The sequence below is a fragment of the Herbaspirillum lusitanum genome, from assembly GCF_026127345.1.
GTDB lineage: Bacteria > Pseudomonadota > Gammaproteobacteria > Burkholderiales > Burkholderiaceae_D > Herbaspirillum > Herbaspirillum lusitanum.
Genome location: NZ_QXFG01000005.1, coordinates 163,178 through 187,399, shown reverse-complemented (window position 1 = coordinate 187,399; position 24,222 = coordinate 163,178). Strand labels below are relative to the sequence as shown.

Annotated in this window: 22 protein-coding genes; 19 read left to right on the top strand and 3 right to left on the bottom strand. The window is 60.3% G+C overall.

What is annotated here, in order from left to right:
• Positions 1–130 precede the first annotated feature (130 nt).
• From leuS to DXT88_RS04960, 15 genes are all read left to right on the top strand, one after another.
• Positions 131–2,776 (top strand): leucine--tRNA ligase, encoded by a 2,646-nt coding sequence (leuS, locus tag DXT88_RS05030; RefSeq protein ID WP_265211863.1) that lies wholly within the window; start codon positions 131–133, stop codon positions 2,774–2,776.
• A 49-nt stretch (positions 2,777–2,825) separates the two neighbouring features.
• The gene (locus DXT88_RS05025) at positions 2,826–3,365 is read left to right on the top strand and encodes an LPS-assembly lipoprotein LptE (RefSeq protein ID WP_016832058.1); all 540 of its coding nucleotides are present in this window, start codon (positions 2,826–2,828) and stop codon (positions 3,363–3,365) included.
• Positions 3,366–3,368: 3 nt separating this feature from the next.
• Complete coding sequence (holA, locus tag DXT88_RS05020; RefSeq protein WP_016832057.1) at positions 3,369–4,388, top strand: DNA polymerase III subunit delta; 1,020 nt, start codon at positions 3,369–3,371, stop codon at positions 4,386–4,388.
• 53 nt (positions 4,389–4,441) lie between these two features.
• Entirely contained in the window at positions 4,442–5,713 is a 1,272-nt protein-coding gene (locus tag DXT88_RS05015) for a glutamate-5-semialdehyde dehydrogenase (protein WP_265211862.1), read from the top strand.
• Between the two features lie 42 nt (positions 5,714–5,755).
• A complete protein-coding gene (locus tag DXT88_RS05010; protein ID WP_016832056.1) occupies positions 5,756–6,178 on the top strand; it encodes a CopD family protein in 423 nt (140 codons plus the stop codon).
• 34 nt (positions 6,179–6,212) lie between these two features.
• Positions 6,213–6,818 (top strand): 2-hydroxychromene-2-carboxylate isomerase, encoded by a 606-nt coding sequence (locus DXT88_RS05005; RefSeq protein ID WP_265211861.1) that lies wholly within the window; start codon positions 6,213–6,215, stop codon positions 6,816–6,818.
• A 169-nt stretch (positions 6,819–6,987) separates the two neighbouring features.
• Positions 6,988–8,229: a THUMP domain-containing class I SAM-dependent RNA methyltransferase gene (locus DXT88_RS05000; protein ID WP_265211860.1), complete on the top strand. Its 1,242-nt coding sequence runs from the start codon at positions 6,988–6,990 to the stop codon at positions 8,227–8,229.
• A 134-nt stretch (positions 8,230–8,363) separates the two neighbouring features.
• Positions 8,364–8,786 (top strand): DoxX family protein, encoded by a 423-nt coding sequence (locus DXT88_RS04995; RefSeq protein ID WP_265211859.1) that lies wholly within the window; start codon positions 8,364–8,366, stop codon positions 8,784–8,786.
• Positions 8,787–8,853: 67 nt separating this feature from the next.
• Complete coding sequence (locus DXT88_RS04990; RefSeq protein ID WP_265211858.1) at positions 8,854–9,690, top strand: dioxygenase family protein; 837 nt, start codon at positions 8,854–8,856, stop codon at positions 9,688–9,690.
• Positions 9,691–9,710: 20 nt separating this feature from the next.
• The gene (locus DXT88_RS04985) at positions 9,711–10,613 is read left to right on the top strand and encodes a LysR family transcriptional regulator (protein ID WP_265211857.1); all 903 of its coding nucleotides are present in this window, start codon (positions 9,711–9,713) and stop codon (positions 10,611–10,613) included.
• 353 nt (positions 10,614–10,966) lie between these two features.
• Positions 10,967–11,494, top strand: coding sequence for a 2,4'-dihydroxyacetophenone dioxygenase family protein (locus tag DXT88_RS04980; protein WP_265211856.1), 528 nt, complete (start codon positions 10,967–10,969; stop codon positions 11,492–11,494).
• Positions 11,495–11,510: 16 nt separating this feature from the next.
• On the top strand, positions 11,511–12,245 hold the full coding sequence (locus DXT88_RS04975) for an SDR family NAD(P)-dependent oxidoreductase (protein WP_265211855.1): 735 nt from the start codon (positions 11,511–11,513) through the stop codon (positions 12,243–12,245).
• 128 nt (positions 12,246–12,373) lie between these two features.
• The gene (locus DXT88_RS04970; RefSeq protein WP_265211854.1) at positions 12,374–13,663 is read left to right on the top strand and encodes an MFS transporter; all 1,290 of its coding nucleotides are present in this window, start codon (positions 12,374–12,376) and stop codon (positions 13,661–13,663) included.
• A gap of 27 nt (positions 13,664–13,690) precedes the next feature.
• Complete coding sequence (locus DXT88_RS04965) at positions 13,691–14,416, top strand: SDR family NAD(P)-dependent oxidoreductase (RefSeq protein WP_265211853.1); 726 nt, start codon at positions 13,691–13,693, stop codon at positions 14,414–14,416.
• A 152-nt stretch (positions 14,417–14,568) separates the two neighbouring features.
• Positions 14,569–15,369, top strand: a complete 801-nt coding sequence (locus tag DXT88_RS04960) for an IclR family transcriptional regulator (RefSeq protein WP_265212164.1) — start codon at positions 14,569–14,571, stop codon at positions 15,367–15,369.
• 59 nt (positions 15,370–15,428) lie between these two features.
• Here DXT88_RS04960 and DXT88_RS04955 read toward each other — a convergent pair whose 3' ends face one another.
• Positions 15,429–17,096: an alkaline phosphatase D family protein gene (locus DXT88_RS04955; RefSeq protein WP_265211852.1), complete on the bottom strand. Its 1,668-nt coding sequence runs from the start codon at positions 17,094–17,096 to the stop codon at positions 15,429–15,431.
• A 382-nt stretch (positions 17,097–17,478) separates the two neighbouring features.
• On the opposite strand from DXT88_RS04955, the gene DXT88_RS04950 reads away from it, so the two are divergent.
• Positions 17,479–18,681, top strand: a complete 1,203-nt coding sequence (locus tag DXT88_RS04950; protein WP_265211851.1) for an ammonium transporter — start codon at positions 17,479–17,481, stop codon at positions 18,679–18,681.
• Between the two features lie 4 nt (positions 18,682–18,685).
• On the opposite strand, the gene DXT88_RS04945 is transcribed toward DXT88_RS04950, so the two are convergent.
• Together DXT88_RS04945 and DXT88_RS04940 are read right to left on the bottom strand one after the other, a co-directional pair.
• Entirely contained in the window at positions 18,686–19,165 is a 480-nt protein-coding gene (locus DXT88_RS04945) for a CinA family protein (protein ID WP_265211850.1), read from the bottom strand.
• A 3-nt stretch (positions 19,166–19,168) separates the two neighbouring features.
• The gene (locus tag DXT88_RS04940) at positions 19,169–19,654 is read right to left on the bottom strand and encodes a DUF421 domain-containing protein (RefSeq protein WP_265211849.1); all 486 of its coding nucleotides are present in this window, start codon (positions 19,652–19,654) and stop codon (positions 19,169–19,171) included.
• 129 nt (positions 19,655–19,783) lie between these two features.
• On the opposite strand from DXT88_RS04940, the gene DXT88_RS04935 reads away from it, so the two are divergent.
• From DXT88_RS04935 to DXT88_RS04930, 3 genes are read left to right on the top strand one after another with little or no spacing between them, the layout of a single operon-like run.
• Positions 19,784–20,044, top strand: coding sequence for a hypothetical protein (locus DXT88_RS04935; RefSeq protein WP_265211848.1), 261 nt, complete (start codon positions 19,784–19,786; stop codon positions 20,042–20,044).
• On the top strand, positions 20,037–20,729 hold the full coding sequence (locus tag DXT88_RS23405; RefSeq protein WP_321161100.1) for a chemotaxis protein CheB: 693 nt from the start codon (positions 20,037–20,039) through the stop codon (positions 20,727–20,729). Before DXT88_RS04935 ends, DXT88_RS23405 begins: the two co-directional genes overlap by 8 nt.
• 8 nt (positions 20,730–20,737) lie before the next feature.
• Positions 20,738–24,151, top strand: coding sequence for a CheR family methyltransferase (locus DXT88_RS04930; protein ID WP_456152237.1), 3,414 nt, complete (start codon positions 20,738–20,740; stop codon positions 24,149–24,151).
• Positions 24,152–24,222 lie beyond the last annotated feature (71 nt).

Below are 24,222 nucleotides of genomic sequence, written 5' to 3'. Positions count from 1 at the left end.
TTCAAGTGGGGCGGTTTTTTATTTCCCTCGTGCAATTCATGGTCGGATTGACATCGACACAGAACTAGGTCTCCCCTCTGGCGAGCCGGTATAATGCCGGGTTTCGATCTTTCCTTTGCCTCAACCCGACATGCAAGATAAATACAGCCCAGCAGAAGTAGAACAATCCGCGCAACAACACTGGATCGCGACCGACGCGTACAAGACCGTCGAGCACGCCAAGGACAAGCACGGCCGCGACAAGAAGAAGTTCTATGCCTGCTCCATGCTGCCTTACCCATCGGGCAAGCTGCACATGGGCCACGTCCGCAATTACACGATCAACGACGTGATGTATCGCTACCTGCGCATGAGCGGCTACAACGTGCTCATGCCGATGGGCTGGGATGCCTTCGGCATGCCTGCGGAAAACGCGGCGATGGCCAACGGCGTGCCGCCGGCGCAATGGACTTACTCGAACATCGAGTACATGAAGAAGCAGATGGCCTCGATGGGCCTGGCGATCGACTGGTCGCGCGAGATGACGGCCTGCTCGCCCGAGTATTACAAGTGGAACCAGTGGATGTTCCTGAAGATGCTCGAGAAGGGCATCATCTACAAGAAGACCGGCACCGTGAACTGGGATCCGATCGACCAGACCGTGCTGGCCAACGAACAGGTCATCGACGGCAAAGGCTGGCGCTCGGGCGCGGTCATCGAGAAGCGTGAAATCCCGATGTACTACGCCAAGATCACCGACTACGCCGACGAGCTGCTGGAACACGTCGAAACCAAATTGCCGGGCTGGCCGGAACGCGTGCGCCTGATGCAGGCCAACTGGATCGGCAAGTCGACCGGCGTGCGTTTCGCCTTCCCGCATGACATTAAAGACGACGGCAAGCTGATCAACGACGGCAAGCTGTGGGTCTTCACCACGCGCGCCGACACCGTCATGGGCGTGACCTTCTGCGCCGTGGCGCCGGAACATGCGCTGGCAAGCTTCGCCGCGAAGAACAATCCTGCGCTGCAAGACTTCATCGCCGAATGCAAGAAGGGCAGCGTCATCGAAGCCGACATGGCGACGATGGAAAAGAAGGGCATGCCGACCGGCCTGTTCGTCACGCATCCATTGACCGGCGCGCAAGTCGAAGTGTGGGTCGGCAACTACGTGCTGATTACCTACGGCGACGGCGCCGTGATGGGCGTGCCTGCGCATGACGAGCGCGACTTCGCCTTCGCCAAGAAATACAATCTGGCGATCAGGCAGGTTGTCGCCGTCGACGGCAAGACCTACTCCACCGACGCGTGGGAAGAATGGTACGGCGACAAGGAAGGCGGCAAGACCGTCGACTCCGGCAAATACGACGGCCTCGGCTATCAGGCTGCAGTCGATGCGGTCGCCGCCGACCTGGCCGCCAAGGGGCTGGGCGAAAAGAAAGTCACCTTCCGCCTGCGCGACTGGGGTATTTCACGCCAGCGTTACTGGGGCACGCCGATCCCGATCATCCACTGCGCCGATTGCGGCGACGTGCCGGTGCCGGAAAAAGACCTGCCGGTAGTGCTGCCGGAAGACTGCGTGCCGGACGGCAGCGGCAACCCGCTCAACAAGCATGAAAAATTCCTGCACGTCGATTGCCCGAGCTGCGGCAAGCCGGCGCGCCGCGAGACCGACACGATGGACACCTTCGTCGACTCCTCGTGGTACTACATGCGCTACACATCACCGCAGAGCAATGATGCGATGGTCGATTCGCGCAACGATTACTGGATGCCGATGGACCAGTACATCGGCGGCATCGAACACGCCGTGTTGCACTTGCTGTATGCACGCTTCTGGACCAAGGTCATGCGCGACTTCGGCCTGGTGAAATTCGACGAGCCGTTCACCAACCTGCTCACGCAAGGCATGGTGCTCAACGAGACCTACTATCGCGAAGACGCCGCCGGCAAGAAGACCTGGATCAATCCGGCCGACGTCGAACTGACCCATGACGACAAGGGTCGTCCGGTCACCGCCATCCTCAAGGAAGACGGCCAGCCGGTCATCATCGGCGGCACCGAGAAGATGTCGAAGTCGAAGAACAACGGCATCGACCCGCAAGCGCAGATCGACCAGTACGGCGCCGACACCGCGCGCCTGTTCACCATGTTCGCTTCGCCGCCGGAACAGACTCTGGAATGGTCGGGCACCGGCGTCGAAGGCGCCAACCGTTTCCTGCGCCGCGTCTGGGCATTTGCCCATAACAACGCTGCGCGCATCGAAGGCGCCGCTGCGGTAGATGCATCGCAACTGACCGACGCGCTGAAGACGCTGCGCCGCGAAGTGCACAAGATCCTGCAACAAGCCGATCATGACCTGAAGCGCATCCAGTACAACACGGTCGTATCGGCCTGCATGAAGATGCTCAACACGCTCGAGGCCGCCAAGCTGGAAGACAGCCCGGTCGCCAACGCCGTGCTGGCCGAATGCACCTCGATCTTCCTGCGCATCCTCAATCCGATCACACCGCACATCACGCACGCGCTGTGGCAGGAACTGGGCTTCGCCAAGCAACAGGGCGACATCCTCGACGCCGACTGGCCGCAAGTCGATGCCGCCGCGCTGGAACAAAGCGAGATCGAAATGATGATCCAGGTCAACGGCAAACTGCGCGGCAGCATCACCGTCGCCAAGGATGCCGACAAGGCCAGCATCGAAGCGGCCGCGCTGGCCAATGAAAGCGTGCAGAAATTCCTGACCGGCGCGCCGAAGAAAATCATCGTCGTCCCCGGCAAGCTGATCAACATCGTTGCCTGATGCTTCTACGCCGATTCATTCGCTCACGAACCTGACCACGGACACACACATGCCATTTCAACTCCACCAACGCAAAGTACTGCAATGGTTCCTGATGCTGCTGGCAGCGGTCATGCTCAGCGCCTGCGGCTTTCACATGCGCGGGCCGGCGAATCTGCCGTTCAAGACGATTTACCTCGGCTTTGCGGACAACTCGCAACTGGGCACGGAACTCAAGCGCTACATCCGCGCCAGCGGTGCTGAAGTGGTGTCCGACCAGGCGGAAGCGGAAGCCGTGCTGCAAGTGCTCGCCGACGCCCGTGAAAAGAAGATCCTGACCCTGAACACCAACGGCCGCGTACGCGAATACTCGCTGTACCAACGCTTCAGCTTTCTGGTCAAGGACAACAAGGGCGGCATCCTGATTCCGCCGGCCGACATCACGCTCAAGCGCGACATCACCTACGACGAAAACCAGGAGCTGGCCAAGCAGGCTGAAGAAGTGCTGCTGTATCGCGACATGCAGAGCGACCTGGTGCAGCAGATCCTGCGCCGCCTGTCCGCCAGCAAAACCGCCACGGCGGGCACGGCAGACGCCGTCAAGGAATAATCGATGCAACTGCGGCTGGACGCGCTCGACACCCATCTGACGAAATCGCTGTCGTCGCTGTACGTCATCGCCAGCGACGAACATCTGCTGGCGCTGGAAGCCGCCGACAAGATCCGCAAGACCGCGCGCGCCAACGGCTATACCGAGCGCGACGTCCTGGTGGTCGAACGCAGCTTCAAATGGGGCGAACTGCTCGCCGCCAACCAGTCGCAATCGCTGTTCGGCGACAAGAAACTGATCGAGCTGCGCATCCCCACCGGCAAACCCGGCAAGGACGGCGGCCAGGCGCTGCAGGAATATGCCGCCAACCTGAACCCCGACAACCTGACCATCATCAGCCTGCCCAAGCTCGACTGGGCGACGGCCAAGGCAGCCTGGGTCGGCACCTTGCAGCAGGCCGGCGTGTACATCGACATCCCGCTGGTCGAGCGCGCGCATCTTCCCGGCTGGATCGGCAACCGGCTCGCGGTCCAGCAACAGAGTGCAGATCGCCAGTGCATGGATTTCATCGCCGACCGCGTTGAAGGCAACCTGCTCGCCGCGCATCAGGAAATCCAGAAGCTCGGCCTGCTCTACCCGACCGGCAAGCTGACGTTTGAACAGGTGCACGACGCCGTGCTGAACGTCGCGCGCTACGATGTCTTCAAGCTCAACGAAGCGATGCTGTCGGGCGACGCCGCCCGCCTCATGCGCATGATGGATGGGCTCAAGGGCGAAGGCGAAGCGCTGCCGCTGGTGCTGTGGGCCGTGGCCGAAGAAGTGCGCACGCTGCTCAAGCTCAAATCCGGCGTCTCGCAAGGCAAGCAGCTCGGCATGCTGCTCAAGGAATACCGCATCTGGGGCCCGCGCGAAAAACTGATGGACCCGGCGCTGCGCCGCATCAGCCTGGCGACGCTGCAGACCGCGTTGCAGGAAGCCGCGCAGATTGACAAGATGGTCAAGGGCTTGCGCGCCAAGGCCTTCTCGGGCGACGCCTGGGATGCGTTGGCGCAGCTCGGGCTCAAAGTCGCGCGCGGCTATTGAAGGCAATGAAGGCAAAGAAGGCCACCGAAGAATACCCAAGCTTAAAATTTACCATGACGCTCAACATCGAACACTACATGAACGACATCGGCCAGCGCGCCCGCAAGGCATCGCGCGCCATGGCCCGTGCCGACACGGCGGCGAAGAACCGTGCGCTGGCGCTGATCGCCACGGCCATCCGCCGCGACGCCGACACGCTGCGCGCCGCCAACCAGCAAGACCTGGCCGCCGCCCGCGCCAATGGTTTGTCGGACGCCATGCTGGATCGCCTGACGCTGTCCGACAAAGCCATCGCCACCATGGCCGAAGGCCTGGAACAGATCGTCGCCCTGCCCGATCCGATTGGTGAAATCTCCAACATGAAGTACCGTCCGACCGGCATCCAGGTCGGCCAGATGCGCGTGCCGCTGGGCGTCATCGGCATCATCTACGAAGCCCGTCCGAACGTCACGGTGGACGCCGCCGGCCTGTGCATCAAGAGCGGCAACGCCACGATCCTGCGCGGCGGCTCCGAAGCGATCCACTGCAACCAGGCGCTGGCAAAGCTGGTCAAGGAAGGCCTGGCCGGCGCCGGTTTGCCCGAAGACGCCGTGCAAGTGGTCGAGACCACCGACCGCGCTGCCGTCGGCGCGCTGATCACCATGACCGAGTACGTCGACGTCATCGTGCCGCGCGGCGGCAAGGGACTGATCGAACGCCTGATCAAGGAATCCAAGGTGCCGATGATCAAGCACCTGGACGGCATCTGCCACGTCTACATCGACGACAAGGCCGAGCTGCAAAAAGCGCTGGACGTCGCCTTCAATGCCAAGTGCCATCGCTACGGCACCTGCAACACCATGGAAACCTTGCTGGTGGCGCGCGCCATCGCCGCCGAGGTGCTACCGAAGCTGGCGGAGCTGTACCGCGCCAAGGACGTCGAACTGCGCGGCGACGCCGAAAGCCGTCGCATCCTGGCCGGCTATCCGCTGCTGAAGGAAGCCGTGGAAGAAGACTGGAGCACCGAATACCTGGCGCCGATCCTGTCCGTCAAGATCGTCGCCGGCATGGATGAAGCGATCGACCACATCAACACGTACTCGTCGCAGCACACCGACGCCATCGTTACCGAAGATTACACGCGCGCCATGCGTTTCCTGCGCGAAGTGGATTCGGCCTCGGTGATGGTCAATGCATCGACGCGTTTTGCCGACGGTTTCGAATACGGTCTCGGCGCCGAGATCGGCATCTCCAACGACAAGCTGCACGCGCGCGGCCCGGTCGGGCTGGAAGGCCTGACCTCGCTCAAGTATGTAGTGCTGGGGCAAGGACAAGTGCGTCAGTAAGCCGTCTCTTTACCCTGAACAGTCAATCGCCAAAGGAATCGCATGCTCTGGATCAAAGCCCTGCACATCGTATTCATCGCCTCGTGGTTCGCCGGCCTGTTTTACCTGCCGCGCATCTTCGTCAACCTGGCGCAGGAAACCGAGACCGTCGCCAAAGAGCGCCTGCTCGGCATGGCGCGCCGCCTGTACCGTTTCACCACTGTGCTGGCGATTCCTGCCATCGCGCTGGGCTTGTACCTGTATCTGGTCATCGGCATCGGCAAAGGTCCCGGCAACGGCTGGATGCATGCCAAGCTGGCGCTGGTGATTCTGGTGATCGGCTACCACCACGCCTGCGGTTCGCTGCTCAAGAAGTTTGAAAATGGCAAAAACCAGCGCAGCCACAAGTGGTTCCGCTGGTTCAATGAAGTCCCGGTATTATTGTTGCTGGCCATTGTGATTCTGGTCGTTGTGAAACCTTTCTGATCCATCCCCGATCTATTTTTTTACGGAGTCCTTCATGGGCAAAGTATGTGAATACTTCTTCGCGCCGCACTCTCCTTTCGCCTATCTGGGACATGCGCGTTTCGTCGCTCTGGCCAGGCAGTACGACGTCCAGGTCGTGCTCAAGCCGTTCGACCTGAGCAAGATTTTCGGCCAGTCCGGCGGCTTGCCGCTGGCCAAGCGCGCACCGCAGCGCCAGGCGTACCGTCTCAAGGAACTGGAACGCTGGAGCAAATTCCTCGGCTTGCCGATGAACCTGCAGCCGACCTACTTCCCGGTGCAAAGCGACGTCGCCGCGCGCCTGATCATCGCCACGCAACTGGCGCACGGCACCAATGCCGCGCTCGATCTGACCGGCGCCGTGATGCGCGCGATCTGGGAAGAAGAAAAGAACATCGCCGATACCGACACGCTGCTGGCGATCGCCAACGGCCTCGGCCACGACGGCGCCAGCCTGCTGAAGTCGGCGGAAACCGCCAGCGTGCAGGCCGAGTTCGACCGTTTCAGCGAAGAAGCCACCACCGCCAACGTATTCGGCGCGCCGTGGTTCATCGTGGACGGCGAAGGTTACTGGGGCCAGGACCGTCTCGATTTCGTCGAACGCGCGTTTGCAGGAAAGTAATTTGCAGTCGTAGTCATCGCAGTAAAGATTCGTCATTCCCGCGCAAGCGGGAATCCGGCGGCGTCGATAGCAAGATGCCGTCAACGCCGCCGGAAGAAACACCCGCGACATGACATCAGGTCATGTCGCGCACCAGGCATCAACCCCCAACGGACAAAAGGTACCCCTCATGAGCACCAACTATTCCTATTTCTGCCCTTGCCCGCGCGGCCTCGAAACTGCCCTCGCGGAAGAACTCAACGAAATCGCCCAGCTGGCCGGCCCCGACGCCAACCTGAAGGTGCACACGCAGGTTCCCGGCGGCGTGCATTGCTCCGGCAGCATGATCGGCGCCTATCAGCTGAATCTGCGCTCGCGCATCGCCAGCCGCGTGCTGCTGCGCCTGGCGCACGGTTCCTACAAGAACGAAAACGACATCTACGACATGACCCTCGAGCAGGAATGGGAAAACTGGTTCGAGGTGTCGCACACGATTCGCGTCGACGTCACCGCGGTCAAGTCGCCGCTGCGCAGCCTCGAGTTCGCCACGCTGAAAATCAAGGACGCCATCTGCGACCGTTTCCGCGAACGTTTCGATGAGCGCCCGTCGGTGAACACCAAGACGCCGGACATGCGCATCTCGGGCTTCCTCGACGCGCACACCTTCACCCTCTATATCGACACCTCCGGCGAAGCGCTGTTCAAGCGCGGCTGGCGCGACGACACCGGCGAAGCGCCGCTGCGCGAAAACCTTGCAGCCGGCTTGCTGCGCACCAGCGGATGGAAGCCGGGCATGGTGCTGTTCGACCCCATGTGCGGCTCCGGCACCATCCTGGCTGAAGCGGCGCAAATGCTGGCCGGCATTCCGCCGGGCGCGCGCCGCCGTTTCGCGTTTGAAAAATTCGACAACTTCGACGCCGAAGCGTGGCTGGCGATCAAGGGCGACTTCAAGCCGAATCCATTGCCGATCGTCCCGACGATTTTCGGCAGCGATATTTCCGGCGACATGGTCAACATCGCACGCAGCAACCTGCGCAAGGCCGGCATTCAGTTCGACGTGCCTCTCAAACAGATCGAAGCGCAGGAAGTCAAACCGCCGGTGGACGCAGAAGGCAATCCGACCATCGGCATCATGCTGACCAACCCACCCTATGGCGAGCGTCTGAGCGTGCGCGGCGATGCCGCCGTGCCGACCGATGAGCTGTTCGTCGCCTTCTTCAGCGCCTTCGGCACCACGCTCAAGCAGCGCTTCGCCGGCTGGAGCGTGTTCCTGTTCTCGGCCGACCTCGGGCTGCCGAAATTGTTGCGCCTGAAGGAAGCTCGCAAGACGCCGTTCTTCAACGGTGCGCTGGAATGCCGTTTGTTCCGCTTCGACATGGTGGAAGGCTTCAATCGTCGCGAGGCCGCCAAGCCCAAGCCTGATCAGGGTTAAGCGCCGCCGGCGGGATGATTGTCAACGTCACCGAAACAATTCATCCCGCTGCGACGTATTTATCCCAGACTCGCTTTTCCTTACAGTTGCTCCCATCGAGGCCAATCGTGGCCTCATTCATTTTGGGAGCCGCCATGACCACTACCATCCTCAACACCAAGGCCGACTACGCCGCCTTCCTGCTGCGCGTCACCTCGGGCCTGTTCTTCCTGGCGCACGCCGCGATGAAGATTTTCGTCTTCACGCTGCCCGGCACTGCCGCGTTCTTTGAGTCGCTGGGCTTGCCCGGTTTCCTCGCGTATCTGATCATCCTGCTGGAAGTGGTCGGCGGCATCGCCCTGGTGATCGGTTTCTACGGCGACCTGCTGGCCATTCCCCTTGCGATCGACCTGGCCGGCGCCATCTTTACGGTGCATGGCAAGAACGGCTTCTTCTTCAGCAACCCCAAGGGCGGCTGGGAATACCTGGCCATGTGGATCGTTGCCTTGATCGCGGTCTATCTGCTCGGCAACGGCGCGTTCGCCGTCAAGCGCAAGAGCCTGAACAACGCTGCATAATCCTTATCCTGAAACCCTTGCGAGGCTAATGCCCTCGCAGGTTTCTTCCCTTTTCCGGAGTATTGCCATGCCTACCGCACTGCCATCGCTTTTCGTTTCTCACGGGTCGCCCATGCTGGCGGTGGAACCCGGCAGGACCGGGCCGCTGTTGCGCAGCATCGGCGCAAGCCTGCCGACGCCGAAAGCCATCGTGATCGTCTCGCCGCACTGGGAAACCCAGACGCCGCGCGTCGGCAGCCTGGCAAAGCAACGCGTGATCCACGACTTCGGCGGTTTTCCGCAAGCGTTGTACGAGCTCGGTTATCCGGCCTCCGGTTCGCCGGAACTGGCCGAACGCGTCGCCGGCCTGCTGCAGGAGGCAGGACTGCATGCGCAAACCGACGACGGCTGGGGGCTCGATCACGGCGCCTGGGTGCCGCTGCGCTACCTGTATCCGCAAGCCGATATCCCGGTGCTGCAATTGTCGCTGCAGCCGCATCAGCCGCCGGCCTATCACTACCGCATCGGCCAGTTGCTGGCGCCGCTGGCGAAGGAAGGCATCCTGCTGATCGGCTCGGGCAGCTTCACGCATAACCTGCGCGAACTGCGCCGCAACGATGCGGATGCCGCGCTTGGCGCGGACAGCGCTCCGCACACGATGGAGTTCCTGCAGTGGTTCCTGACGCAAATGCAGGGCGGCAATCTGGAAGCGGTGCTGGGCTATCGCGAATCGGCGCCGCATTCGGTGCGCACCCATCCGACCGATGAACATCTGCTGACGCTGTTCTTCGCCATGGGCGCGGCCGACGACTGGACGCAATCGGTGCATCTGGACAGCGGTTCGACGTATCATAGTCTGCGCATGGACGCCTTCGCATTCGGTTCGCAGTCGTCCATCCTCGCCGATTTGCCTGCTGCGGCATAACCCGTCCTGAAAGACATCGCTTGAACAAACTGCGCGAAATCGAATGCTTCATCGCCGTGGCCGAACTGGGCAGCTTCGTCAAGGCGGCCGACGCGCTGAATGTGTCGAAGGCGGCGGTGTCGCGCACGATTCTTGAACTGGAAGCGCGTCTCGGCGCGCGCCTGATGCAACGCACGACGCGCCGGCTTTCGCTCACCGAAGCCGGCGTGCTGTACCTGGATCGCTGCAAGCAGATCGTCTCCGCGCTGGAAGACGCCGACCAGATGCTCACCGCCGGCAACACCGATCCGGCCGGCCTGCTGCGCATCAACGTGCCGCAGACCTTCGGCGTGCTGCACCTGGTCAAGGTCTGGCCCTGCCTGCTGCAACGCTATCCCGGCATCAAGCTCGACATCACGCTGTCGGACCGCATCGTCGACATCATCGAAGAAGGCTACGACATGGCGATCCGCATCGCGCGCCTGCCGAGTTCTTCCTTGATCTATCGCAAGCTGGCCTCGACGCGCATTGTCGTGTGCGCCTCGCCCGAGTATCTGGAACGCCACGGCACGCCGCTGCATCCGGAAGATCTCAAGGACCACATGGTGCTCGGCTACAGCTATTCGGCCGACAAGGATGAATGGCATTTCGACGGTCCGGACGGCCCCGTCAGCGTCAAGACCAACGTGCGCATGCACGCCAACAATGGCGACACCTGCGTGGCCGCCGCGCTGGCCGGAATCGGCATCACGCGCCAGCCGACCTTCATGCTCAACGACCACATCCGCAGCGGCAAACTGGTGCGCGTGATGCCCGACTACACCGCCGTTGAACTGGGCATCTATGCGGTCTACCCGAGCCGCACGCATCTGCCGGCCAAGGTGCGCGCCACCATCGACTTTCTCGTGCACGCTTTTGAGGAAGTGACATGGGACGATCACTGATCATCGCCGCCCCACAAATCGAAGCTTGCTGACCGCGAGCTGACGACATGAAAAAATCCGCGCACTCGCGGATTTTTTTTCATCTCCCTTTTCATCGCACGGCTTAAGGCGCACAATCCGCGCTCGCCGCGCTGAATGGTCTGACCAATTCAAACCCGGCGTGGGATACCTGTAAAAAATGCCTGTCGGACTCGCATTCAGAGCGCTTCCGTGGTGGACCGGCGACTTGACATACTTTTCAGATTACTTCAAAGTGACCACATTACAGACTACATGTCCATATATTGGACGACAAAATAATAAAAGGCCGTAGTCGCCACTCATACCGTTACTGAAACCTGAGGAGAATAGGCATGCAACCCACCACGCCGGAAGCATCGAAAATGATGCCCTACCAATACCCGAATCCAAAGGAAGCGCCACTGGAAATCGTGGTCAACTCCGCCATTCCCGACGACGAAAAAGTCTGGGTGCCGCAAGCCGAGAACGTCTGGTTCCGTCCGCTGTGCCTGAACGTCTCGCAAGGCTACTGGACCAACCTGCTGCGCGTGCGCAAGTCCGGCGTGCTGAGCCGCCATCGCCATCCGGCTCCCGTGCATGGCATGGTGCTCAAGGGCCGCTGGCGCTATCTGGAACACAACTGGATCGCCGAGCAAGGCAGCTACGTGTTCGAGCCGCCCGGCGAAACCCACACCCTGTACGTACCGGAAAACGTGGAAGAAATGATCACCTATTTCCACATCACCGGCGTGATGTACTACTGCGATCCGTTCGGCAAGTTCGAAGGCTATGAAGACGTCTTCACCAAGCTCGAGATGTGCAAGGCGCATTACGAGAAGGTCGGCCTGGGCGCCGATTTCGTGCAGCAGTTCGTGCGCTGAAGACGTGAGCAAACCCATGAGCTACGTACAAGCCGATTACAACTTTCAGGGCGCCGTCGCAATTGTCACCGGCGGCTCCGGTGGCATCGGCGCAGCCATCAGTGCGCGCCTGGCGCAGGCTGGCGCCGAAGTGGTGTGCTGGGACCTCACGCCGGTCGCCGGCTCGCCGTACGGACAGGACACCGTCGATGTCACCAGCGCCGCTTCGGTGGACGCCGCCACGCAACACCTGCTGGCCTCGCGCGGGCATATCGATTTCCTGATCAACAACGCCGGCTTTGCCGGTTCCACCGTGCCGCTGGACGAGTACGACGTCGCGGAGTGGCACCGCATCGTCAACGTCAACCTGATGGGCGTGTTCCACACCTGCCGTTCGGTGGTGCCTGCCATGCGCGCCGCCGGCCAGGGCCGCATCGTCAACATCGCCTCGCTGGCCGGCAAGGAAGGCACGCCCAACGCCTCCGCCTACAGCGCCTCGAAAGCCGGCGTGCTGGCGCTGACCAAGTCGCTCGGCAAGGAACTGGCCAACGCCGGCATCCTCGTCAACGCACTGGCCCCGGCGGCGGTGAAGACCACGCTGCTGGAACAGATGAGTCCGGCGCACGTGGCCACCATGATCGCCAAGAGCCCGATGGGCCGTCTCGGCCATGTCGAGGAAGTCGCCGAGATGGTGGCGTGGCTGTGTTCCGGTTCGTGCACGTTCAACACCGGTGCAGTCTTTGATTTGTCCGGAGGACGCGCGACTTATTAGCAATACCCATCCGGCAGCCACAAGCCGTCGGATGTTTTATCAAACTGCAACAAGCACCGCAGAGACGGCGCAGGCAGGTGAATTTTTTGCAGCACACCTGCCGCGCTCATATTCACATTGGAGACAACATGGAAGTCCAAAAGAGCAGCAAGCTCAAACGCATTCAGTGGGTCGCACTGACGTTCCTGATGCTTGCCGGCATCGTCAATTACCTCGACCGCAGCACGCTGTCCATCGCCAACCATTCCGTCAGCCAGGAACTGGGATTGAGCGCATCGGAAATGGGCCTGCTGCTGTCCGCATTTTCCCTCGCTTACGCCTTCTCGCAATTGCCGATCGGCGCGATGCTCGACAAGTTCGGCGCGCGCGTGATGCTCGGCGCCGGCATGCTGGTATGGTCGGTGGCGCAGCTGGCCGGCGGCTTCGTCGGTTCGCTGCATCAGTTCCTGGTGGCGCGCGTGTTCCTCGGCCTCGGTGAAGCGCCGCAGTTCCCGGCCGGCGCCAAGGTGGTTTCCGAATGGTTCGCCGTGCGCGAACGCGGCGGCCCGACCGGCATCTTCGTCGCCTCGTCGACCATCGGCCCGGCCCTCGCGCCGCCGATCCTGACCGTGCTGATGCTGTCGTTCGGCTGGCGCATGATGTTCGTCATCATGGGTATCGCCGGTATCGCCGTCGCAGTGGGCTGGTACATTTTCTACCGCAACCGCAATGAAGTCGAACTGACGCCCTCCGAAATGCTCTACCTGGCCGACGGCACCGACAACGATCCGAACGCCAACGCCAAGCTGACCTGGCACGAGTGGAAAGGACTGTTCAAATACCGCACCACCTGGGGCATGCTGTTCGGCTTCATGGGCGTGATCTACATGGTGTGGCTGTACCTGACATGGTTGCCTGCCTATCTGGAACATGAACGTCACCTGAGCATCGCGCGCACCGGCTGGGTGGTGGTGATCCCGTACATCTTCGGCACGCTGGGCATGCTGTCTTCCGGCTACATCGCCGACGGTTTGATGAAGCGCGGCATGGCGCCGATCCGCAGCCGCAAGTGGCCGATCTGCGCCGGCCTGATCGGTGCGGGCGCGTTCACCATTCCTGCCGCCTACACGCCAAGTACAACGATGGCGATCGTCTACATCTCGCTGGCGATGGCATTCGTGAACATGGCAAGCGGCGGCGCATGGGCGCTGGTCAGCGTGGCGATTCCACGCCGTCTGGTGGCTTCGCTGGGCAGCCTGCAAAACTTTGGCGGCTACCTCGGCGGCTCGCTGGCTCCGCTCATCACCGGCATCGTGGTCGACAAGACCCACTCGTTCGTCAATGCCCTGCTGATCAGCGCCGCCGTCGCGTTCGCTGCCGCGCTGGTGTACATGTTCGTGGTGAACAAGCCGATCGAAGGCGACCGGGTAGCGGCGTAATTTTATTTTCGACCTGAAGGAAAGCACATGACATTCACTCCCAACCTGTTCCAGGGTAAAACCGCGCTGGTCACCGGCGGCACCCAAGGCATTGGCGGCGCGGTGGCGCGCCAGCTCGCCGCCATGGGCGCCAAGGTCATCGCGGCAGGCTTGCCGCCGTTCGCCACGGAAGAGTTCAACGGCACCGGCGTCACGCTGGCCGAACTCAACGTGGCGTCGGAAGACAGCGTCAGGAATCTGTTCGCCGGCATCCAGCAACTCGACATCGTGATCAACTGCGCCGGCATCATCAAGCGCGGCGCCGAACACGAAGTCGACGTTTTCGAACAGGTGATCGCGGTCAACCTGACCGGCACCATGCGCGTCTGTTCGGCGGCGCGCGCGCTGCTGAAAGAGAGCAAGGGTTGCATCGTCAACCTGGCGTCGATGCTGAGCTTCTTCGGCGGCGGCCTGGTGCCGGCGTACAGTTCCAGCAAAGGCGGCGTGGCGCAACTGACCAAGTCGCTGGCGATTGCCTACGCCGTCGACGGCATCCGCGTCAACGCAGTGGCGCCGGGCTGGATTGCGACGCCATTGACCAAGGCGCTGCAGGAAGATCCTGCGCGTTCCGGCCCGATCCTGCAACGCACGCCGCTCAATCGCTGGGGCACGCCGGAAGACATCGGCAATGTCGCGGCTTTCCTGTGCACGCCGGCAGCCTCGTTCATGACCGGCGCCGTGGTGCCGGTCGACGGCGGCTACCTGGTGTCCTGATCCTGCAGTAACGTATTAGCTTCCCGGCGCCGCCACTGCTGCAGTTCTATCGGCGGCGCCGGGAAACCTCTCGGCTATAATGCCCCTCTGCTGTTTCGGCCATCCCCCGGATTCTTTTATCCCCCGCTTTATAACCGACGCCCATGCCGCCCATGCTGTCATCCGACACCGCCGCCGAAGACAATCCGAAGATCGCCGGCACCGCTGCGTTCTCCAAGTTCATGGTCGTGCTGCAGCTGATCGCAGACCAGGACGAGCCGCTGTCGATTGCCCGGCTCAGCGCCCTGAGCGGCTATCCGCGTCCGACCGTCTATCGCATCCTGGCGGCGCTGACGGCCGAAGGCATGGTGGTGGAAAATCCGCGCACGCGCCATTTCGAACTCGGCCCGCGCCTGATCAATCTCGCCAGCAAATCGTGGTCGCGTTCGGACGTGCGTACCGCCGCCATCGACGCCCTCCAGCAGTTGCGCGACACCACGCGCGAAACCGTCCACCTGGCCGTACCCAGCGACAATGGCATGGTCTACATCGAGAAGCTGGAAAGCCCGCAAGCCGTGCGCATGACCTCGCGCGTCGGCACGCGCGTAACGCTGTATTCCAGTTCGGTCGGCAAGGCTTATCTGGCGGCGCTTGACGAGGCCACCCGCAACCGCCTGCTGCGCTCCATCAGGATGCAGAAGTTCACCGAACACACCATCACCGACCTCGAGGTCCTGCGCGCCGAACTCGCCGTGGCGCAGCAGCGCGGCTACACCGAAGACCGCGAAGAGAACGAAGCGCAGATCTTCTGCGTCGGCGCGCCCATCTTCGGCGCCGAAGGCACGCCGGTCGCCTGCATCAGCGTCAGCATTCCGCTGTTCCGCAAGCCGGCTCAATTGCAGCAGGCGCTGATCGATCCACTGCTGTCAACCTGCAAGCTGATCACGCAGAAACTGTCCGGCCCTGGTCGCTGACGTTAACGCTAACGCCGCCCCTGACGCGGCCCCCCGCTGACGCTGATCACGCCATCCGCTCACGCCTCCGGCGCGATCTCCACGCCATACAATTTGCTTCCCTCGACATTGTGCAAAGACACCGTCATGACCTTGGTCCTGGCGTCGATCTTGGCTATGCCGAAGAATTGATACAGATCCGCCGGCGAGCGGTTCTGTTTCATGTCGGCGGGAATGCTCACATAGCGCACGTCCGGACCGAACGTGCGGTCGATCTCGCCGGGACCGAAAGTGCCGGCATGCAGCGGCCCGCCGACAAATTCCCAGAACGGTTTGAAGTCGGTGAACTGCGCCTTCTCCGGCATGTAGTAAGTCGCCGACGCGTAGTGCACGTCGGCCGTCACCCACACCACGTTCCTGATGTTGTGGCGCTTGATGAAGCGCAGCAGCTCTGCGACTTCCAGCTCGCGTCCGGACGGCTTGCCGTTGTCGGCATTGGCCCACGCCTCGAAGGTGCCCTGCGGCACATCCGCATTCAGATCGGGTACGACGATGGAAATCGGCATGTCGCTGGCGATCACTTTCCATGTCGAGCGTGAGCGCAGCAACGCCTGCTTGATCCAGCGCATTTGCGCCGCCCCGAGGAAAGCCGCATCCGGTCCTTGCAGCGGCTGGCGATTCGGCGAATTGGCGCCGCGATAGCTGCGCTCGTCGAGCATGAACACTTCCAGCAAGGGTCCGTAGTTGAAGGAACGATAGATGCGCTCAGGATCGGCGACGTCGATGCGGAAAGGGTTGTACTCGAACATCGCCTGCCGTGCACGCTGTCTGAGCACATCCAGCTCGCGCTCCTGATAGCGCTTCTCCGCTGCGCCGATCACCTGGCCCGGATACCAGTTGTTGCGCACTTCGTGGTCATCCCATTGCACCAGGAACGGCACCTCGGCCATGAAGCGCTTCTTGTTGACGTCCATCAGGTTGTAGGCGAAGTTGCCGCGATAGTCGTCGAGCGTCTGCGCGACTTTGGACTTGGCCGGCGTCACCAGATTGCGCCAGATGCTGCCGTCATCGAGCTTCACTTCGGCCTGGATCGGCCCGTCGGCATAAATCTGGTCGCCCGAATGGATGAAGAAATCCGGCTTGAAGCGGCGCATGGTTTCATACACGCGATAGCCGCCCCAGGCTTCGTTGATGCCCCACCCCTGCCCGGCCTCGTCGCCGGAAAACGCGAAGCTGATGTCGAGTTCACCGCCGCCGGGAATGATCAGGCTACCGGTCACCGGCGCACTCCATGCCGACTCATGCTGCAGGTCCTGGAAGCGCAGGCGGTAATACAACCGCTGCGACACCGGTAAACCGCGCAGATCCACGCGCGCGGTGTAATCGTTGCGCACCAGCGCCGCAGGACCGACCATGGTGACCGCGTTCTTGAAATTCTCGTGGACCGAATACTCCACCACCATGCGCGCCGCGCGATCGGTGCGGCTCCACAGCATCGCCGTATCGCGCGTGATGTCGCCGCTCATGGCGCCGCTGTCGACCTGCGGGCGCAAGCGCTCCGACGTCACGACCGCAGGCGCCTGCTGGGCGAACGCGGGCGTCAGCGAACCCGCGGTCAACAGTGTGCCGGCGCCGAGCGCCGCATCACGCAGAAAATCGCGACGGGAGGACGGAGACAAAGGCAATGAGGGGGACGAAGGCAATGAGGGGGAAGACGGCGAAGAGGATGACGCTGCATCGTCGGACATGGCGGACTCCTTGGCTGATGACATGGAAAATTGCAATGTAGCAATGCAATGTGACCGTTCCATGAACAAATGCTGGCTGTGCAGCCCCAAGTCCACTCGTGTTCGGATTCTCGATGTTGCTCCACGCAAACCCTGAATTACTTCCACTCCCTTCCCATAAATCCAGCGGGACGCCAACATCAGCGCAAACTGCTCGTCTTTGCCGCGCACCAAGCAGACGCACCATTTCGCACGATTTACGTGCAATTTTCAAATGGTTTCCAAAACCTCGAAAAAATCCCTTTTAAATTCAGGCGCTTAATAATTTGCACCGAAATGGAATGAATTTTGCTTAATAAAGTGCTTTTAAAATATTTTTGCACAATTATTGGGAGATTTTTCCGTGGACGATCACAAAAATGGTGCCGATGCGCTTTTCGTTTTGCTCGGCGCAATCATGATTCTGGCGATGCATGCCGGCTTTGCGTTCCTCGAACTAGGCACGGTGCGGCGCAAGAATCAGGTCAATGCGCTGGTCAAGATCCTGGCCGACTTCGCGGTATCGACCATCGCTTACTTTTTCGTCGGTTATTACGTCGCCTACGGCGTCAGCTTTTTCAGCGGCGCCGAAGTCCTGTCGGCCCGCAGCGGCTTTGAACTGGTGAAGTTCTTCTTCCTGCTGACCTTCGCGGCCGCCATCCCGGCGATCATCTCCGGCGGCATCGCCGAGCGCTCCAAATTCCATCCGCAACTGATCGCCACGGCGGTGCTGGTCGGCCTGGTGTATCCCTTCTTCGAAGGCATCGCCTGGAACCAGCACTTCGGCGTGCAAGCCTGGCTCAAGGACGCATTCGGCGCCGAGTTCCACGACTTCGCCGGCTCCATCGTCGTGCATGCGGTCGGCGGCTGGATCGCGCTGCCTGCGGTGCTGTTGCTGGGTGCACGCCGTGGCCGCTACACGCGCGAAGGGGCGATCGCCGCGCATCCGCCGTCGAACATTCCCTTCCTCGCGCTGGGCGCATGGATCCTGACGGTCGGCTGGTTCGGTTTCAACGTGATGAGCGCGCAAACCCTCGACAAGATGAACGGCCTGGTTGCGCTCAACTCGCTCATGGCGATGGCCGGCGGCACGCTGGTGGCGCTGGTGATGGGCAAGAACGATCCCGGCTTCGTCTACAACGGTCCGCTGGCGGGACTGGTGGCGGTATGCGCCGGTTCCGACCTGATGCATCCGCTAGGCGCACTGGTCACCGGCGGCATCGCCGGCGCGATCTTCGTGTGGATGTTCACCCGCACGCAAAACAAATGGAAAATCGACGACGTGCTCGGCGTCTGGCCGCTGCACGGCCTGTGCGGCGCCTGGGGCGGACTGGCGGCCGGCATCTTCGGCATGAAAGCGCTGGGCGGCCTCGGCGGCGTGTCCTTCATGGCGCAATTGTGCGGCTCGCTGCTCGGCATCGGCATCGCCGTCATCGGCGGCTGGATCGTCTACGGCCTGCTCAAGAAAGCCATCGGCATCCGCCTCGATCCGGAGCAGGAATTCGAAGGCGCCGATCTGTCGATCCACAAGATTTCGTCGACGGCGGAGCGCGACACCAGTTGGTGACAGGTCAACAATGCCGTCGGAGATTTTCAATGGCGTATGTGGCGGCTGCGTGCCGTACGGCATTCCTGTCGCCCTCAAACAGTCTCGTTTCCGAATGAATCCGAATCGCGCCATCTTCGCGTTGCAAGCCCCATGCAAAACAGACCGTGCCGGCCCTGGTTCCATCGGGCGCATCGTCGGGCCCCGCCACTCCCGTGTTGGCAATAGCGACGTTAGCGCCACTTTTCTTCAGCGCTCCTTCCGCCATTTCTCGCGCCACTTCCTCGCTGCTGAGTCCGTATCGTTCAATGGTTGCCGGGTTCACGCCGAGCACGCGGATCTTGGCGGCCGGGGAGTAAGTGACGAAGCCGCACTCCAGCCAATCTCCGCAACCGTCGATTGCTCCCAGCATGGAAGCCACAAGACCCGCCGTACAGGATTCCGCGGTCGCCAGGCGTATTGAATTGGCATGCAGATAGTTGGCAACTTGCAGGAACGAGTTCATTTTTCAATCCTTCTTGATGACGCTTATTTCTCCATCGCGTTCCATGATCATTTCGCGGACATGAGAGATCTGGGTAACGCCGTTCTCCCGCAGCTTCGATTCGATCTCATCCATCGTGACGAACTCCTTGCGCATGTTGCGGCGAAGGACCTTTCCATCCCGAATCAGCACCAGCGGTCTTGGTTCAAGCAGGCGTCGCAATGGCCTGGAGTAGTAACTGGCGAAATCGATGGCATAGTTCCAGAAGGTAAGGGTAAGCACAAGCAGCATGGCATCGGGCACACTGTTGGCGTCTCCGCTCATTCCGTTTTGCGAGGCATCGGCGATGATGACCACGAGCAGAAAGTCGCTGATGCCGACGTTGCCCACATCGCGTCGCAGAACCAGGCGAAATAGAACAAACAGGAAGACATACATCAAGGTCCCCCGCACCACGATCTCTTCAATCGGAACGCTAAAACGAAAGAGCTCGGACCAGTCAATATTCATGGCATCCTCCGCCATATCGGGAATGACTATTGTCGAGCGTCACAAGGCAAGCGGCCAGCAGCGAAATTCGCAGAGATATGTAGGACGAATACCTAACGGAAAACGCCGGGATCTTCCCGGGCAGCCTGAATGGCAGATACACCGGCGGCCGGGATCTGCCTGTCGTCTTTTTCTGACGATCGTTTAAGCATTCGACCTACAAGTATTTTTCTTGAAAAAGACTATTTTCGGGGTGAAAAGCCTTTCGCTTTTTCTTGCGGGACGGGCTGTTATCCAGACGTCCTCTCCGAATCCGATAAAATAATGAAAAGACAAAGTCATCGCCTCTTTGGCGCTCCGACGACGTTTAAAAAAAATGAAGTCGTCCCCATCGAGGCTAGCAATGAATGATTTAGAACAAACCCTGACTCCTCCCTCCTCGCTGCAGTTTCCCATTGTCGGCATTGGCGCATCCGCCGGCGGACTGGATGCATTGTTGCGTCTTTTCGAGAATATGCCGGCGGCAAACGGGATGGCGTTTGTCATCGTTCTTCATCTGTCCCCGAAACACGAAAGCAACATTGCGCTGCTCTTGCAAAAGAGTACAAAAATGCCGGTGCGACAGGTCAATGAACCGATCACCATCCAGAACAATAATGTCTACGTCATTCCCCCATCCAAAAGCCTTTTAATGCGCGACGGCCAATTGGTGGTGGAACCGATGGTCCGGCCGCGTGGACGCGCGGTCGCCATCGACATGTTTTTCCGCACATTGGCTGACACGCACACGGTACGCAGCGTCGGCATCATTTTGTCCGGGACCGGCTCCGACGGTGCGGTCGGCATCGCTCGCATCAAGGAAGCCGGCGGCATCACCATCGCGCAAGATCCCAAAGATGCGGTATACGACGGCATGCCGCAGAACGCCATCGAAACCAGGGCGATCGATTTCGTGCTTCCGGTGACGGAAATCCCGCAGCGCCTGATGGAAGTAGCCGACAATCGCGTTCAGATCAAGCTGCCATCTGCTTCCGCTCTGAACATCGATGTTCAGATGAGAATCCGCACGACGAAAAATCGGCTGAAGATACATTGATTTCCATCATGGATCTCCTCAGGACGCGCAGCGGCCATGATTTTTCTCATTATAAAAAAGCAACGGTCCTCAGGCGAATCGAACGACGCATGCAAGTCAGCAGGACGGCATCGTTGCAGGAATATTTTCGATATTTGACGACGCATCCGGACGAGACGCCATCCCTGCTGCAGGACATGCTGATCAGCGTCACCAATTTTTTCCGTGACCGGGAAAGCTTCGAGACACTGGAACGCGAATACATTCCGGCCATCTTCGCCGGCGCCGAGAAAGGCGCGCCAATCCGCGTCTGGTCTGCGGGCTGCGCCAGCGGCGAGGAGGCGTATTCGCTGGGCATGCTGCTGGCGGAACAGCGCGCGTTGTTGAATTCGTCGGTCGATATCCAGGTCTTCGCCACCGACATCGATGATCGCGCCATCAGCATCGCGCGCCAGGGACTCTATCCGGAGTCGATCGTGACTGATGTCGCTCCTGGCAAGCTCCGGCAATTCTTCATCCGCGAAGACGGGCATTACCGCATCAAGAAAACGCTGCGCGAGAAAGTGCTCTTTGCGGCGCATAACATCCTGAGGGATCCGCCCTTTTCGCGGGTGCACCTCATCAGTTGCCGCAACCTGTTGATCTATCTCAATCGGGAGGTGCAGGAAAAAGTGTTCGAAATGTTTCATTTCGCACTCGTTCCCGGCGGCTATCTTTATTTGGGCAGTTCGGAGTCCGCAGAGGTGGCGTCCAAGTACTTCACCCCGGTCGACAAGAAGAACCGCATCTATCGCGCCGTCGTCATGACGCCCGGTGCGCACTACGTGCCGCCGCTGCCTTATCGCCGTCATGGCGCTCCCGAGATCCGCAATTACATCGAGGTCGAGTCGCGTCCCGCCGTGCGTTACGCTGAGTTGCACCAGCGGCTCATCGAGCAATACGCGCCGCCCAGCGTGCTCATCAATCGCACGGGAGAGGTGGTGCATGTTTCCAAGACGGCAGGAATATATCTGCGCTATCCGACCGGCGAACCGTCGCACGATCTGGTGGCGCTGATCATTCCCGAATTGCGGCTGGAACTGCGGACGGCCTTGTTTCAAGTCCAGCAAAACAACACCAATGCGGAAACCAGGCAAGTCTCCGTCGAGCGCGATGGCAAGCGCTCGAATATTGCATTGACCCTGCGGATCATTCCCGATGAAGGCCTGCAGAATCAGTTCATCCTGATCCTGTTCAATGAGTCCGCAACGGACGAGCCGATTGACCACCACGAAGAATCGGGGACCTCGTTCATTGCCAAGCAGCTTGAAAACGAACTTTTCATCACCAAGGGACAACTGCAAACGACCATTGAGCAATATGAAACATCCGCCGAAGAACTGAAGGCGTCCAACGAGGAATTGCAGGCGATCAACGAAGAACTGAGATCGACCACCGAAGAGCTGGAAACAAGCAAGGAAGAGCTGCAGTCCATCAATGAAGAACTGATCACCGTCAATCACGAATTGAAAATGAAGGTCGACGAAACCGGGAAGAGCAACGACGATCTTCAGAACTTCATCTCGGCCACGGAGATCGCCACGATATTTGTTGACCGGTCGATGCGCATCAAACGCTATACTCCGCGCTCGGCGGACATTTTCAAGCTGATTCCAACGGATGTCGGCCGGCCGTTGCTGGACATCAGCCATCGCCTTGAGTATGAATTGCTGGAAGAGGATGCTGCCCGTGTCTTCGAAACCTTGCGTCCCTGTGAACGCGAGGTAAAGAGCGATACCGGCCATCGCTACATCGCGCGGCTGATCCCCTATCGCACGAATGAAGACCAGATCAGCGGACTGGTGCTGACTTTCATTGACATCACCAGCCTGCACCTGGCGCAAAGCAAACTTGCGGCGGAAGAATTGCGTATGCGGGTAGTAGCGGCAAGTACGCGCGACTACGCCATCATCACAATGGATCCGACGGGGAAGATCACGTTCTGGAACAACGGCGCCGAGCGTATTTTCGGTTACAGCGAGGAAGAAATCCTCGGACAGCACCTGGATCGCATCTTTACGCCGGAAGACCGGGATAACATGGTGCCGGCGCAGGAACTGACCACCGCAAAAAAAGAAGGACACGCCTCGGACGAGCGCTGGCATCTGCGCAAAGACGGCACCAAGGTATTCTGCAGCGGCATTCTCACCAGGCTCGACGATGAGGAAATGAAGGGCTATGCCAAAATAGCCCGGGATCTCACCAGCAGCAAGGAGCTGGAAACCAAGCGCGAAGCCCGGCTGGCGCTGGAAACAGCGACCAGGTTGAAGGCCGAGGAAGCAGTGCGCCTGCGCGAAGAATTCCTGGCGGTGCTGTCCCATGAGCTGAAGCATCCGCTGAATCTGATCCAGCTCAACGCTGAACTGCTCAAGCGCATTCCATTGACGCAGGATCAGGGGAAAATAACGCGCATTGCCGACGTCATCCGTTCGACCGTACAGACACAGGCAAAAATCATTGACGACCTGCTTGATCTGTCCCGAGCACAAACCGGGAAACTCACCCTCAGGAAGACCCTGGTCGACATTGTCGGCATCACAGAAAAAATTACCCGTGTTTTTGAGACGGACACGCAAAACAAGGGCATTGAATTACGCTATCAAAGCGCGGTTCCCTCGCTGCTGGTTTTCGGGGATACGACCCGGCTGGAACAGATTCTTTGGAATCTGTTGAGCAATGCAGTCAAATTCACGCCGTCCGGCGGCAAGATTTTCGTCACTCTGGGCGTAGAGGGTAGCAATGCGTTGATTACGGTATCGGATTCCGGAAAAGGGATTTCCTCGCACTTCCTGCCGCATATCTTCAGAATGTTTGAGCAGGCTGATGCCGTGACAACACGCGAACACGGCGGCCTGGGTATCGGCCTGGCCCTTGTGCGCCAGCTTGCCGAGAGTCACGGCGGGCGTGTCGAGGTCGAGTCCGACGGACTGGAGAAAGGGGCGAAATTTTCCGTTTGGCTACCGCTGTATGATGGCGACCATGCCGACGCGCCCTTGCAGCCGATTGACGAAGACCTCGACCTGCTGCAAGGGAAAACACTGCTGTTGATCGATGACCATATCGAGAACCTGGAAACACTGCGCGACCTGCTGAGCTCGCATGGCGCTATCGTCACCGCCAAATCCAGCGGCGTCGAAGCACTGGCGGAAACAGCGCGCCGGCAATTCGATCTGGTCGTCTCCGATATCGCCATGCCAAAAATGGATGGGTATCAGTTCATCGCGTTGCTCCGACAACAGCCGCAGGGCGGTGCCGTTCCGGTGATCGCCTTGACGGGCTTCGGCCGTGCGATTGATGTTCAGACGGCCATGGAAAGCGGCTTCACCGCGCATCTGCAGAAACCCATCGATTTGAAGAATTTTGCCGAGATCGTCAAGAATATTTTCCGCAGCGAACCAAGGTAAAACCGGCGCGAAGACGGGCTCGCTGACAACGCCGACAGCGATAACCTACAAGCAAAAGAGAAAATTACCAC

Excerpts from the sequence above, each read along its gene's own strand:
- leuS (WP_265211863.1), top strand. The coding sequence starts at position 131 with ATGCAAGATAAATACAGCCCAGCAGAAGTAGAACAATCCGCGCAACAA.
- DXT88_RS05025 (WP_016832058.1), top strand. The coding sequence starts at position 2,826 with ATGCCATTTCAACTCCACCAACGCAAAGTACTGCAATGGTTCCTGATG.
- holA (WP_016832057.1), top strand. The coding sequence starts at position 3,369 with ATGCAACTGCGGCTGGACGCGCTCGACACCCATCTGACGAAATCGCTG.
- DXT88_RS05015 (WP_265211862.1), top strand. The coding sequence starts at position 4,442 with ATGACGCTCAACATCGAACACTACATGAACGACATCGGCCAGCGCGCC.
- DXT88_RS05010 (WP_016832056.1), top strand. The coding sequence starts at position 5,756 with ATGCTCTGGATCAAAGCCCTGCACATCGTATTCATCGCCTCGTGGTTC.
- DXT88_RS05005 (WP_265211861.1), top strand. The coding sequence starts at position 6,213 with ATGGGCAAAGTATGTGAATACTTCTTCGCGCCGCACTCTCCTTTCGCC.
- DXT88_RS05000 (WP_265211860.1), top strand. The coding sequence starts at position 6,988 with ATGAGCACCAACTATTCCTATTTCTGCCCTTGCCCGCGCGGCCTCGAA.
- DXT88_RS04995 (WP_265211859.1), top strand. The coding sequence starts at position 8,364 with ATGACCACTACCATCCTCAACACCAAGGCCGACTACGCCGCCTTCCTG.
- DXT88_RS04990 (WP_265211858.1), top strand. The coding sequence starts at position 8,854 with ATGCCTACCGCACTGCCATCGCTTTTCGTTTCTCACGGGTCGCCCATG.
- DXT88_RS04980 (WP_265211856.1), top strand. The coding sequence starts at position 10,967 with ATGCAACCCACCACGCCGGAAGCATCGAAAATGATGCCCTACCAATAC.
- DXT88_RS04975 (WP_265211855.1), top strand. The coding sequence starts at position 11,511 with ATGAGCTACGTACAAGCCGATTACAACTTTCAGGGCGCCGTCGCAATT.
- DXT88_RS04970 (WP_265211854.1), top strand. The coding sequence starts at position 12,374 with ATGGAAGTCCAAAAGAGCAGCAAGCTCAAACGCATTCAGTGGGTCGCA.
- DXT88_RS04965 (WP_265211853.1), top strand. The coding sequence starts at position 13,691 with ATGACATTCACTCCCAACCTGTTCCAGGGTAAAACCGCGCTGGTCACC.
- DXT88_RS04960 (WP_265212164.1), top strand. The coding sequence starts at position 14,569 with ATGCTGTCATCCGACACCGCCGCCGAAGACAATCCGAAGATCGCCGGC.
- DXT88_RS04955 (WP_265211852.1), bottom strand. The coding sequence starts at position 17,096 with ATGTCCGACGATGCAGCGTCATCCTCTTCGCCGTCTTCCCCCTCATTG.
- DXT88_RS04945 (WP_265211850.1), bottom strand. The coding sequence starts at position 19,165 with ATGAACTCGTTCCTGCAAGTTGCCAACTATCTGCATGCCAATTCAATA.
- DXT88_RS04940 (WP_265211849.1), bottom strand. The coding sequence starts at position 19,654 with ATGAATATTGACTGGTCCGAGCTCTTTCGTTTTAGCGTTCCGATTGAA.
- DXT88_RS04935 (WP_265211848.1), top strand. The coding sequence starts at position 19,784 with ATGGCAGATACACCGGCGGCCGGGATCTGCCTGTCGTCTTTTTCTGAC.
- DXT88_RS23405 (WP_321161100.1), top strand. The coding sequence starts at position 20,037 with ATGAATGATTTAGAACAAACCCTGACTCCTCCCTCCTCGCTGCAGTTT.
- DXT88_RS04930 (WP_456152237.1), top strand. The coding sequence starts at position 20,738 with ATGGATCTCCTCAGGACGCGCAGCGGCCATGATTTTTCTCATTATAAA.